This is a genomic window from Lysobacter sp. M15, assembly GCF_022662515.1.
Taxonomy (GTDB): domain Bacteria; phylum Pseudomonadota; class Gammaproteobacteria; order Xanthomonadales; family Xanthomonadaceae; genus JAKPBU01.
Genome location: NZ_JAKPBV010000002.1, coordinates 52,876 through 65,204 on the forward strand (window position 1 = coordinate 52,876; position 12,329 = coordinate 65,204).

General features: G+C 66.4%; 11 protein-coding genes. 6 read left to right on the forward strand and 5 right to left on the reverse strand.

Annotation, left to right across the window (positions count from 1 at the left end; genetic code table 11):
• The first annotated feature begins 18 nt into the window (after positions 1 to 18).
• Positions 19 to 1,008 carry a LacI family DNA-binding transcriptional regulator gene (locus MC380_RS01025; RefSeq protein ID WP_343223512.1) on the forward strand — a complete coding sequence of 330 codons (990 nt, stop codon included), beginning with the start codon at positions 19 to 21 and terminating at the stop codon, positions 1,006 to 1,008.
• A gap of 15 nt (positions 1,009 to 1,023) precedes the next feature.
• On the opposite strand, the gene corA is transcribed toward MC380_RS01025, so the two are convergent.
• Genes corA through MC380_RS01040 form a run of 3 tightly spaced genes read right to left on the reverse strand, consistent with a single transcriptional unit; the run spans position 1,024 to position 4,160 of the window.
• Positions 1,024 to 2,046, reverse strand: a complete 1,023-nt coding sequence (gene corA, locus MC380_RS01030) for a magnesium/cobalt transporter CorA (RefSeq protein WP_242104517.1) — start codon at positions 2,044 to 2,046, stop codon at positions 1,024 to 1,026.
• Positions 2,039 to 3,238, reverse strand: a complete 1,200-nt coding sequence (locus MC380_RS01035) for a DUF4105 domain-containing protein (RefSeq protein ID WP_242162538.1) — start codon at positions 3,236 to 3,238, stop codon at positions 2,039 to 2,041. Before MC380_RS01035 ends, corA begins: the two co-directional genes overlap by 8 nt.
• 40 nt (positions 3,239 to 3,278) lie before the next feature.
• On the reverse strand, positions 3,279 to 4,160 hold the full coding sequence (locus tag MC380_RS01040; protein ID WP_242162540.1) for a transporter associated domain-containing protein: 882 nt from the start codon (positions 4,158 to 4,160) through the stop codon (positions 3,279 to 3,281).
• Between the two features lie 205 nt (positions 4,161 to 4,365).
• Here MC380_RS01040 and MC380_RS01045 point away from each other — a divergent pair, with 205 nt between their 5' ends.
• Positions 4,366 to 4,854 (forward strand): hypothetical protein, encoded by a 489-nt coding sequence (locus tag MC380_RS01045; RefSeq protein ID WP_242104514.1) that lies wholly within the window; start codon positions 4,366 to 4,368, stop codon positions 4,852 to 4,854.
• A gap of 127 nt (positions 4,855 to 4,981) precedes the next feature.
• On the opposite strand, the gene ybeY is transcribed toward MC380_RS01045, so the two are convergent.
• Together ybeY and MC380_RS01055 are read right to left on the reverse strand one after the other, a co-directional pair.
• A complete protein-coding gene (gene ybeY / locus MC380_RS01050; protein ID WP_242104513.1) occupies positions 4,982 to 5,470 on the reverse strand; it encodes an rRNA maturation RNase YbeY in 489 nt (162 codons plus the stop codon).
• Between the two features lie 75 nt (positions 5,471 to 5,545).
• Positions 5,546 to 6,541 carry a PhoH family protein gene (locus MC380_RS01055; RefSeq protein WP_242104512.1) on the reverse strand — a complete coding sequence of 332 codons (996 nt, stop codon included), beginning with the start codon at positions 6,539 to 6,541 and terminating at the stop codon, positions 5,546 to 5,548.
• Between the two features lie 457 nt (positions 6,542 to 6,998).
• Here MC380_RS01055 and MC380_RS01060 point away from each other — a divergent pair, with 457 nt between their 5' ends.
• The 4 genes from MC380_RS01060 to MC380_RS01075 all read left to right on the forward strand — a co-directional run bounded on the left by MC380_RS01060 (position 6,999) and on the right by MC380_RS01075 (position 12,292).
• Positions 6,999 to 7,676: a polysaccharide biosynthesis/export family protein gene (locus tag MC380_RS01060; protein ID WP_242162542.1), complete on the forward strand. Its 678-nt coding sequence runs from the start codon at positions 6,999 to 7,001 to the stop codon at positions 7,674 to 7,676.
• Positions 7,658 to 9,061: a GumC family protein gene (locus tag MC380_RS01065; RefSeq protein ID WP_242162544.1), complete on the forward strand. Its 1,404-nt coding sequence runs from the start codon at positions 7,658 to 7,660 to the stop codon at positions 9,059 to 9,061. Before MC380_RS01060 ends, MC380_RS01065 begins: the two co-directional genes overlap by 19 nt.
• A gap of 425 nt (positions 9,062 to 9,486) precedes the next feature.
• Positions 9,487 to 10,935, forward strand: a complete 1,449-nt coding sequence (locus MC380_RS01070; RefSeq protein WP_242162546.1) for an undecaprenyl-phosphate glucose phosphotransferase — start codon at positions 9,487 to 9,489, stop codon at positions 10,933 to 10,935.
• A gap of 88 nt (positions 10,936 to 11,023) precedes the next feature.
• A complete protein-coding gene (locus MC380_RS01075) occupies positions 11,024 to 12,292 on the forward strand; it encodes a polysaccharide biosynthesis protein GumE (protein ID WP_242104509.1) in 1,269 nt (422 codons plus the stop codon).
• Positions 12,293 to 12,329 lie beyond the last annotated feature (37 nt).

Here is a 12,329-nt window from a genome sequence, read left to right on the forward strand (position 1 = left end):
CGAGTCAGGATCGAAGACGTGGCCGCCGCCGCCGGCGTGTCGATGAAGACCGTGTCCCGGGTGCTCAACCACGAGCCGAACGTGCGCGAGGACACGCGCAAGCGTGTCCAGGAAGCCGTTTCGCGCCTGCAGTATCGCCCGCACCATTCCGCGCGCAGCCTGGCAGGGCAACGGTCCTACGTGGTCACGTTCGCGTACGACAATCCTTCGTTCAATTACCTGATGGAGATCCAGCGCGGCGTGCTGGAGGCCTGCCGTGCGCAGCACTACAACCTGTTGCTGGCGCCGCTCACCTACCGCCAGCGGGAGTCGATCGACGAGATCGACGGCTTGCTGGGCCATTACGGCTCCGATGGGTTCGTGCTGATTCCGCCGTTGACCGACGATCTCGAATTCCTGGCCTATCTGGAACGTCGCGGCATGCCCTACGCCAGCATCTCGCCGCGCGCCGGCAACGGTCATATGGGCGTGACGGTGGACGATCGCGGTGCGGTGCGCGAGCTCATCGCGCACCTGGTGTCGCTCGGGCATCGTCGCATCGCCCACATCTCCGGACACCCGGATCACGGCGCCAGCGAGTGGCGGCTGCAGGGTTATCGCGATGCGATGAAGCTGGCCGGGCTCGAGTGCCGGCGGGAATGGCTGTCGCCCGGCGAGTTCACCTTCGAATCGGGCGTACGCGCGGCGCGGCGATTGCTGGCGCTGGATCCGCGCCCGACCGCGATCTTCGCCGCCAACGATGACATGGCCGCAGGCGTGCTGCGGGTGGCGTCGGAGCTGCACCTGTCGGTGCCGCGCGACCTGTCGGTGTGCGGCTTCGACGATGTGCCGATCGCGCACCATGTGACCCCCGCGCTGACCACGGTACGCCAGCCCACCCGCGAAATGGGACGCATGGCGACGCTGGAACTGCTCAAGGCGATCCGCGAACCCGGTGCCGGCCAGATGGTGGCGGTCGACTACACATTGCAGCTGCGGGACTCGACCGGCCGGGCGCCCGACGCGTAACTGCCGGCCGCAGCGCTACAGCCAGCGCACCTTCTTCAGATAGCGGTAAAGCACGAACACCACGACGATCACCGCGCCGATCAGGATGAAGTAGCTGTGGCGCCCGGCGAGCTCCGGCATGTGGCTGAAATTCATGCCGTACCAGCTGGCGATCAGCGTCGGCGCCGCCAGCAACGCAGCCCAGCCGGCCAGCTTCTTGACGATTTCGCCCTGGGCGATGGTCACCAGCGACAGGTTCACGCTCATCGCCGCGGTCAGCATCTCGCGCAGCGTGTCGATCGATTCGTTGAGGCGCACGGCATGGTCGAGCACGTCGCGCAGATACAGCCGGGCCTCCTCCCCGAGCTGGACCACCGGCGTGCGCGCCAGCTGCGCCACGATGTCCTGCATCGGCGCCACCGCCAGGCGCATCTGGGTGAGTTCCTTCTTCAGCTCGTAGAGCTTGAGGATGGTGTTGCGGCGATAGGTCTCGGCGAACACGTCCTGCTCGAGCGCATTGAGCTCGTCGCGGAACTCCTCCACGATCGGCACGTAATTGTCGACGATGAAGTCCAGCACCCCGTAGAGCGCGAATGCCGGCCCTTGCGCCAGCATTTCCGGTTCGCGCTCCAGGCGCGCGCGTACCGGCGCATAGGACAGCGATGCGCCGTGGCGCACCGTGACCAGGAAGCGGGCGCCGACGAACACATGGGTTTCGCCGAAGCGCACGTGAGCATCCACCAGCTGGGCGGTATGCACGGCCAGGAACAGCGAGCTGCCGTAGCCTTCCAGCTTGGGTCGCTGGTGCGCGTTCTGCGCGTCTTCCACCGCGAGATCGTGCAGGTCGAACTCCTCCTGCAGCTTGTCGAGCAGCGCATCCTCGGGTTCGTACAGACCGACCCAGACGAAGCTGCCGTCGTCCTGGGCGAGCACATCGCTGATCTGGTCGAGGCTGACGTCGCGACGCTGGCCGTTGCGGTCGTAGGCCGCGCAGTTGACCACGCAGGTGGGCATGTCGGCCTGGCAGGCCTGGCCAGCGTTGTCGGTCATTTCACGCATGCCGTGCATCCTGCGCCGTGGCCGCCTGGCGGACAAGGCCAGTCCGGGCGTACAACCACCACAACGCCGCGTGGACTGGCAGCATCAGGCCGATCCATGGGGCATTGCGTTGCGGTTGCAGCGGCAGCCACAGCAGGAACAGCGCGAGCATCGCGCCAGCCAGGATCGCGAGCAGCAGGCTGCGGAACAGGCGCCCGGGTTCGCGTCGGCGCAACATGCGCACCGCTCCTGGCCACAGCAGCAGGCAGAGCGGGTTGAACAGCAGCAGGTTGTGGTTGGCCCAGCCTGCGCGATGCGCGGTGCAGCACCACAGGAAGGCCATGACCAGTCCCAGCACTCCGCATAGCGTCCACGCGGGCAGGGCGACCCAGAGGGTTGACCTGGGTCCGGCGCGTCCGAGCAGCAACAGGACTGCCGCCACCCCGATCCCGACGAGCAACCACGGCCACCACCGCTGCGGTTCCGGCCGAGGTTCCGGTGCGATCCGGTGCGGCAGCAGCACCTGTTCGCTGCGCACCAGGGGCCGATCGTCCGCGCGCCGTACGTCGCGTAGTGCGTCAGCCAGGCGCATCGGCACGAAGGCGTCTTCCCAACGCGACCGGGTTACGTCGGCGAATGGCCCCAGTCCGACGTCGAAACCGAGCCACATCCAGTCTGCCGGCGAGGCCAGGCGCACCGCCTCGCTGCGATAGCTGTTGCCCTGCGAGCGCGTTTCCATCTGCCGCCGCAGCTCGCCGCCGAGCGCACGGTCCAAGGCGTCGCGCACGCGGGTGGCGCAGTTGTCGGTGAAGTAGTCGTAGCGGTAGCGCGCATTCTCCGGCTTGGCGTTCTCCGCCAGCGCGACGGCGAGTCGATTGGCTTCGGCATCGCTCAGGTCGAGCCACTGGATCGAAACCCCGCGCCCGGTATCGCGGTAATAGACCAGATCCTCGGCGAAGGGCAGGGCGACCAGCTGGTATTCCATCTCGCCGCGAACGAAACGACCGACGAAGCCTGGTTCGGACAGGTCGAAGAATCCGAAGTTGTACGAAATCGGTGCGCCCGCTGCCGTATCGTCCACCACGATCGAATCGTGGCCGAAGCGCTCCCAGAAGATCTCGCCCGGCAGCATGGTCGCCACGCCGATGCGCGGCGCCGCCTGCGCAAGCGGCGCCAGAACCAGCAGCGCCAGCAGCAACAGCCGCTGACTCAACGTGCTCCTGCCCCCACGCACGGGGGAGGACGCGATGGCATCACCCATCGCTGTGCACGCTGACGTGCAGAGCATGCAGCCGGCGCGCATCCGCGCGCGCCACGCGGAAACCGAACCGGCCCAGCGTGAGCTCCTCGCCGGCTTCGGGCAGGTGGCCGATGGCTGCGGTCACCAGGCCGCCGATGGTGTCGTATTCGTCGTCGTCGAAGTCGGCCGAAAAACGCTCGTTGAAATCCGCGATCGGTGTGAGTGCGTCCACCACGTACTGCCCGTCGGCCTGCGCGGCGATCAGCTTGGTCACGTCCTCGGCCTCGTCGTGCTCGTCGTCGATTTCGCCGACGATCTCCTCCAGCACGTCCTCGATCGTCACCAGCCCGGCCACGCCGCCGTATTCGTCGATCACGATGGCCATGTGGTTGCGCGACTGGCGGAACTCACGCAGCAGCACGTTTAGCTTCTTCGACTCAGGGATCAGCACCGCCGGGCGAAGCAGCTCGCGGATGCTGCCCGGGCCGTTGTCGGCCACCACGCCGCGCAACAGGTCCTTGGCCAGCAGGATCCCCAGGATCTCGTCCTTGTCCTCGCCATGGACCGGAAAGCGCGAATGCCCGGAGTCGACCACCTGCTTCATCAGGTCGAGGAACTTCGCGTCCGCCGACAGGGCCACCATCTGCGCGCGCGACACCATGACGTCGGCCACGCTCAGCTCGGAAACCGAGATCGCGCCCTCCATCATCCGCAGGGTGTCGGCCGCGATCAGGCCGTCGGCCTGCGCATCGCGCAGCAGTTCGACCAGGTCTTCGCGGGAACTCGGCTCGCCGGAAAGCGCGGAACTGATGCGGTCGAGCCAGGACCGGCGCGGCTTCTCGACAGAACGTTCCTGGGGCTCGCTGGGGCTGTAACTAGTGTCGTCCTCGGACATCTCTGCGCTGGGGGCGCCCGCGTCGGGCGTCGCTGGAAAGTCTATCGCGGACCGGTTGCCGGTCGGTGAAACGGTTCTGTCCGGTGCGGAATCGGAAAAATCCGAGCCGTCGCCGGGTAGATCGGCGATGGGGCAAGGCCGGCGGTCCGGGCACAGTGTCGTCCGCGGACCATCCCGCAACTCACCCCTGTCATGGAGGACTGATATGACCCGTTCGCTCTTTACCGCCACGTTCGCCGCCCTCTTCGCCGCCCTGGTGCCGTTCGCAGCGCAGGCGCAGACCAGCCCCAGCTATGTCGACGTCTCCAGCTACGCCTTGCCGGATGCCCAGTACGAGGGCTGGATCAACCTGCGCATCAACCTCAAGCGCGATTTCGATCAGATCTGCGGCGACACGTTCTGCGAAGGCGACTTCACAAATATCGAGCCGCTGAGTTTCCGCTGCTCGGTCGACCAGGCCAGCGGGCGTGTCGGCATGTGCGCGTGGATCTTCGCCGCCAGCAACGAGGAGATCGACCCCTACACCGGCCGCATCAGCGTTTCGCAGCGCGGTTTCTGGCGTTGCCGCACGCCACTGGCCGTAGGCACCACCATCGATCAGTTCATCGACGCCTTGCAGGGCGACCAGCCGCTCTATGCGCCACTGCCGAATTCGACGAGAACCATCATGGACGGCCTGATCGACTGCCTTTGACGGCAGGGGCGCACCCGGAATAGCCAGGATTTGTGCGCCCGGGAAGGCGGGGGAACGCAGATTCCGCCCGCCTTCCCGTGTGATTTGACGGATACTCTGGGCGTTGTCGACCCTGCGACGAACGGGATCAAGTGGAGAGGTACGGGTCCTCGATACCCAGGCCGGCGAGGATCTCGCGCTCCAGCGCTTCCATGCAGTCGGCATCGCGTTCGTCCTGGTGATCCCAGCCCAGCAAGTGCAGGACGCCGTGCACGGTCAGGTGCGCGTAGTGGGCGGCGAGGGGCTTCTTCTGCTCCTTCGCCTCCTTCGCCACGACCGGCGCGCACAGCACGATATCGCCCAGCAGCGGCAGCTTCACGCCTTTGGGCAACTTCACGCCTTCGGCCATGTCGGCGGGAAAGCTGAGCACGTTGGTCGCGTAATCCTTGCCCCGGTAATGGCGATTGAGCGCACGGCCTTCCCGGGCGCCGACGATGCGGATCGCCAGATCGGCTTCGAGGATGCGCGATGCCAGCGCTGCCGCGACCCATTTGCGGAAGCTCACCGCCGACGGCAGACCGGCGCGCGGCGTGGCGTAGCTGACGGAAACGTCGAGGCGGATGGGACCCTTGGTCACCCGGCGATTGTAGCGTGGGTCCGAGTCCTGCCGGTCACTCGGGAAGGATGCACGGCGAACGTCGCGCGATGCCGGTTACGGGCCGGTCTGCGCGTCTTTGGCATCGCGTGCGTCGTAGGCGCTGACGATCCGCGCCACCAGCGGGTGGCGGACCACGTCGCGTGCCTCGAAGAAGGTGAAGCTGACTCCCTCGACGCCGCGCAGCACCTCGATCGCATCCTTCAGGCCCGACTTCACGTGCCGGGGCAGGTCGATCTGGGTCATGTCGCCGGTCACCACCGCGGTGCTGCCGAACCCCAGGCGGGTCAGGAACATCTTCATCTGCTCGATGGTGGTGTTCTGGGCCTCGTCCAGGATCACGAACGCGTCGTTGAGCGTGCGGCCGCGCATGTAGGCCAGCGGCGCGATTTCGATCACCGACTTCTCCAGCAGCTTCATCACCTTCTCGACGCCCAGCATCTCGTAGAGGGCGTCGTACAGCGGGCGCAGGTAAGGATCGACCTTCTGGCTCAGGTCGCCCGGCAGGAATCCGAGCTTTTCTCCGGCCTCCACCGCCGGGCGAACCAGGATCAGCCGCTGCACCCGGGACTCGTTCAACGCATCCACCGCCATCGCGACCGCGAGGAAGGTCTTGCCGGTGCCGGCCGGACCGACCCCGAAATTGATGTCGTGGGTCGCGATGGCATGCAGATACTTCTGCTGGTTCGGGCCACGCCCGCGGATCGTGCCGCGTTTGACCCGGATCGCCACGTCCTGCGGCACGAATCCGCCATCGACCGCGCGGTCCGCGGCCCGGCTCCCGACCGCGTTCAGGCGCAGATTGATCGCATGGCCGTCGAACGTCTCGTCCTCGGCTTCCTCGTACAGCTCGCGAAGCAATTGCTCGGCTTGCGACACCGGTTCGGCCTCGGGGCCGGTAATCCGGAAGACATTGCCCCGATTGGAGATCTCCACCCCCAGCCGAAGCTCGATCTGGCGCAGGTGGGCGTCGAACGGTCCGGCCAGGTTGGCGAGGCGTTCGGTGTCGGCGGGTTCGAGAGCGAAATCGCGTTGGGCAGGGGATGCAGGCATTGCGCTTGGGCGGATGGGGCGCCAGGGCTGAGGCTTGGGTAGGCCCGTCGTCACTGAAGTGGCGGACGCGCCGTTGGTTGCAGGTGAAATCTTATGTGCCGCGCGGGAGCGATGAGATTCGCCGCAGCGGCGTTGTCATGGTCGCATGACGGCTCCTGGAAGTCGTTTCAACGACCGACCGATGTGATGCATCGCTCAACCTTTGCTTGGTTCACCTTGGATTTAATCTGCGGCAGCGGAAATTTTGCTGCACTGCGGTATACATAGAAGAACAAGTCGCTGCATGCCGTCTCCGCGGCGCTTCTGGTGCTGGATCCGCCGCCAGACAAGGCGGCCCATCAGGATCCGATATCCCTGCTTCCCCAGGAAGGTTCGTCTTGCCCGATTGCGCCCTGTCCACGCCAGCGGATCGCCCCTGTCCCCCGGGCGTCCAACCATCCTTCGGCGCAGGCTGCCGATGATTTCCATACGGGCGCTGCTGCTTGCGGTCGCCATGCTGGGGCTGGCCGCATGCGCGAGCAGCGCGCCGGTCGAGGAACTGCCGCCGGGCGATCCGCTGAGCGACGCGCTTGGACGTCCCGAATACCGGCTCGGCCCCGGAGACCTGCTCAAGGTGCAGGTCTTCCAGATCCCGGATCTCGATCGCGACATCCGCATAGACAATGCCGGCCGCATCTCGCTGCCGCTGATCGGCAGCGTGGAGGCGGCGGGGCTGGACATCGCGCGCCTCCAGGAGCGGATCGCGGCGCGTTACCGCGAGCGCTACCTGCAGGATCCGCAGGTGACGGTGTCGCTGCAGGAATCGCCGACCCAGCGGGTCACGGTCGGCGGCGCGGTCACCGAACCGGGCGTGTACCCGATGGAGGCGCCGCACCTGACCCTGCAACAGGCGGTGGCGATGAGCCGGGGCATCACCAACGTGGCCAATCCGCGCAATGTGATCGTCTTCCGTACCGTGGGCGGCAAGCGCGTGTTCGCGCGCTTCGACCTCAAGCAGATCCAGGAAGGCGCGCTGGACGACCCCGACATCCATGGCGGCGACATCGTGATCGTCGACGTCTCGGGCGTGCGGACGGTGCTGCGCACCCTGGTCGAGCTCACCCCGTTCCTGGCCGTGTGGCGCGCATACCGATGACCAGCGACGACCGCCGTACCCGCGCCGCGCAGCGCGAACTCTACGACGCGCCAGCCGAGAGCCATCTGGCCGAATATATGGGCGCGATCCTGCGCCGCTGGTGGCTGGTCCTGCTGGTCGCGGCGATGGCGGTGGCGCTCGCATTGTTCGCGAGTCTGATGATGACGCCGCAGTACCGCGCCACCACCACGCTGCAGATCCAGCGCGAACCGCTGAAGGTGGTGGACATGCAGGACCTGCTGCCGGCCGAATCGCCGATGGACCGCGATTTCTACCAGACCCAGTACGAGCTGCTGATGAGCCGCACCCTCGCGCGTCGGGTCATCGGCAGGGCGCGGCTCGCCACCCAACCGGCGTATGCGGACCTGGTGGAGGAAACGCTGGACAAGCTTGGTGCCCGGGCCGGTTCCGCCCAGCGCCAGGCGGCCGTCGAGCGCGCGTTGGTGCCGGCGGTGCTGGCCGCGTTGCAGGTCGAACCGGTGCGCAATTCCCGGCTGGTGCGACTGCACTTCAGCTCGCCGGATCCGCAGTTGGCTGCGCGCGTCGCCAACGCGTACGCTGCCGAGTTCATCGCCGGCAACCTCGATCGCCGCCTGCAGGCGTCCAGCTTCGCCACCAAATATCTCGCGACCCGGCTCGCCCAGCAGCGCGAGCGGCTGCAGAATTCCGAACGGCGCTTCGTCGCCTTCGCCGGCGCGGAGCGGATCGTCTCGGTGGGCGACGACAAGCCATCGTTGCCCGCGCAGAACCTGGCCGAGCTCAATGCACTGCTTGCATCGGCGCAGGATGCGCGGATCAAGGCAGAGGCGGCGTGGCGGCAGGCCGAGCGTGGCAACGGCAGGGCACTGCCCCAGGTGGTGTCCAATCCGCTGGTTCAGGGCCTGGAGCAGAGCCGTTTGCAGCTCAGCGCCGAATACCAGCAGAAACTGCCGACGTTCAAGCCTGACTACCCGGAGATGCAGCGGCTCAGCGGGCGGATCGGCGAAGCCGATCGTCAGATCACGGCCGAGGTCGCGAGGGTCCGCGCCTCGATCGAGGCCGAGTACGAGGCGGCCCGCCTGCAGGAGCAGATGCTCGAGGCCCGGATCGACAGCCTCAAGACCGATGAGCTGGAACTACAGGACCGCAGCATCCGCTACAACATGCTCAAGCGCGAGGTCGATACCAATCGCCAGCTCTACGACGGCTTGCTGCAGCGGTTCAAGGAAGTCGGCGTGGTTGGCAACGTCGGGGCGAACAACATCGCCGTGGTCGACCCGGCGGACGTTCCCGGGAAGGCGGATTCGCCGCGGATCGCACTCAACCTGGCACTGGCCCTGCTGTTCGGATTGTTCGGGGGCGTGGTCGCTGCGTTGTTCGCGCATGTCGTGCGGGTCCGGCGGTGAATTCGGGCGGGCCGCGCATTTCGGCATCGCGAACATGGCTCCGGTGGATGCCTGCGCGCGCCCGGTGTGGGTGCAGTGTGAGTATCTGGTCGCAGAAAAAATGGAACATCGCCAGCACTCGCGCATGTTGATGGGCTGAACCTTCAAACAAGTCGCCCAACGACGCAAAACCTTCAGAAAAATGGGTTATGGTGCAATGCACCATCGCGTAAAGGAGTGCACATGGTCTGAGCACAACGCAAGCGCGGCATGCGCTTCGTCGCATGGCGCCGCGACAGAACTTCCAGTGGAAACGAAAACGACTTGCCGTGATCCGGGGCCGGTACGGGAGGGCATCGGAGAGGACGCGGGCAAGGTGGCAAACAGTACGGTCATGCGGATGTTCCCCCACCTCCTGCATGCCGGCTTGGTTGCGAACAACGCACATGCTGCTGGCAAACCTCAACGCAGGCCTCGCGGGTGCGTCCCCGCGGCTGCTTTCGAAATACTCGGCTGCTGCCGATGTGTTCCTGCGCATCTCGGACATGATCGTCGTCCTGGGCGCGGCCCTCATCGCCTATCGGCTCCGTTCCGGCAGCTGGATGCCAGGCGCCGATTACCGCCTCGTCATCGGCACATCGCTGCTGTTTGCGGTGATCTGCTTCAACGCATTGCCGCTGTACCGCAGCTGGCGGGGGCTCGGGCTGCTGCGTGAGATCGCGGTACTGGGCGCCGCCTGGGGCGGCACCTTCGCACTGTTCTCGATCTACGCGCTGATCCTCAAGGTCGGGCACGAAGTGTCGCGGATGTGGGTCGGGATGTGGTTTGCGGGGGGATTCGTGCTGCTCGCCCTGTCGCGCACGCTGGTGCGCAGTCTGCTCCACGGCCTGCGCAGCCACGGGGTCGACGTGCAGCGCATCGTGGTGGTGGGGCTGCGGCCCCCGGTCGTGCGTATCCAGCGCTACCTGCGCCAGAACCCATGGGTCGGAATGCGGTTGCTTGGCTACTTCCGCACCCGCGACGACATGGCGGTGGGCGAAAGCTCGGAGATGACCTGTCTGGGCGAACTGCGCGACCTGCCGGCATTCCTCGCCGACGAGAGCGTCGAAGAGGTATGGGTGTCGATGCCGCTCGACAAGCTGAGCCGCATCAAGCCGCTGCTGTCCCAGCTCGAACATACGCCGATCAAGATCAAGCTGATTCCCGACCTGGTCGAGATCTCGATGCTCAACCAGGCCGGCGAGCAGCTCGGCAACGTGCCGGTGATCAGCCTGCGCCAGGGCAGCGTCGGACGCGAGAGCCAGTTTTTGGTGTTCAAGGCGGTCGTCGACCGTTGCCTGGCGTTTGTCGCGCTGCTGGGACTTGCCCCGGTGATGATCGCGATCGCGATCGCGGTCAAGCTGGACTCGCCCGGACCGGTCTTCTTCCGCCAGCGCCGGCAAGGGCGCGCCGGAAGGGAATTCCAGATGCTGAAGTTCCGCTCGATGCGCATGCATCGCGAAGGCGAGCATCAAGTCACGCAGGCAACACGCCAGGACCCGCGGGTGACACGGGTCGGCGCGTTCCTGCGCCGCACCAGCCTGGACGAACTGCCGCAGCTGTTCAACGTGCTCGGTGGCAGCATGTCGCTGGTCGGCCCGCGTCCGCATGCGATCCCGCACAATCGCCACTATCAGGCGCTGATCAACTGCTATGCGCAGCGCCACTACGTGAAGCCGGGAATCACCGGCTGGGCGCAGGTCAATGGCTTCCGCGGCGAGACGCCGATGCTGCGCGACATGCGCAAGCGGGTGCAGTACGACCTCGACTACATCCGCCGCTGGTCGCTGTGGTTCGACATCAAGATCATGGCGATGACCCTGGTCAAGGTGCTTGGCCAGAAGGGGGCCTATTGAGTCGGCTCCGATTCGTGCGGGGATGCAGGCCAACGACGTGTGTGCTCCGGGTTTCGGTCACAGGTCCCGCTTCCGAGTCCGTGTGCCGATGAGCCCGGGCGACGCCTGGCGCAACCGGATCGCGGCGCTGCTGCTGCTGTTCGCGGTGGGCTACAACTTCCTGCTGGCCATCGTCAACGCGCAGCTGTTCGCGATCGGTCCGTCGGCAGCGTACGCCGCGGAACTGGTCGCCTATGCCGGCTGCTTCCTGCTCGGCGTCGGTACCCTCGATCGCAACGGCATGGCCTTGGTGCTGGCCGGGATCGGCAGCCTCGTGCTGCTCAACCTCGCGCGCACCCTGGTGCTGTGGGAAGTCGACCTCAAGTTTCTGCGCGATGCGCTGGTGCCGTTCGCGTTCCTGATGCTTGGCACGGCCTATCGCGGCTCGCTGCCGCGACTGCTGCTGTGGCTGGCGCTGGTCGTGGTGCTGGTCGCGGCGTTCGAGATGGCATTTCCGACGCTGTATGGCGACCTGGCGGACCCGCGCAGTTACTTCATCAACACCCGCGGCGCGGTCGAGGAGGATTTCTGGAACCCGGACAGCAACCTCAATGTCAATGCCACGCGTCCGGGCGAGCGGATCTGGCTGGCCGGCATGACGCTGCCGCGGGCGTCGTCGATCTTCGTCGAGCCGGTCACGATGGGGAACTTCATCATCTTTTTCGCCGCGGTGGCCTTGACCTTCCGCCGTGCGCTGGGCGTGGGTGGTCAGGTCCTGTCGCTGGCGGTGGTGCTGTTCCTGCTGATCGCATCGGACGGACGGCTGGCCACGGCGACCTGCCTGATGATGCTGGTACTCGCGCCGCTGTTCCGGCGACTGGACCAGTCGCTGTCGATGCTGGTGTTCATGGGGGTGGTGGCGGGCGGCTGGCTGCTGGTGCGGCTGGCGGGCGTCGAGGCGTACGAGGACACGCTGCTTGGGCGGATCTATGTGACCGTCGACGCGCTGAGCAACATGTCGCCGCGCGCATGGCTGGGGCTGGACCTCGGAGCGCCGTATACCTACTCCGACAGCGGCATCGCGTACTTCATCGCATCGCAGTCGCTGGCCACGGTACTGGCCTTCCTGGTCGGGTATGCGTTCCTGCTGCGGATGCCAACGACGCACGGCCAGTTGTTCAAGAACCTCTTCATCTTCGCGTTCGCGCTCAGCCTGCTGGTGTCGAACAGCTACTTCTCGATCAAGACCGGCGCGCTGTGGTGGTTCGCCTGCGGCTACCTGTGGCAGGTGCAGGTGGGGCGGGTTGCGGCGGCGCGGCGCTGGATCGAGGACCGATCCGCACGCGATGGCGCGTTGCATGCGCTGGCACGGGCCTGAGCCGGGCTGCCGCGTCGTGTCGATCGCACAGGCCCCC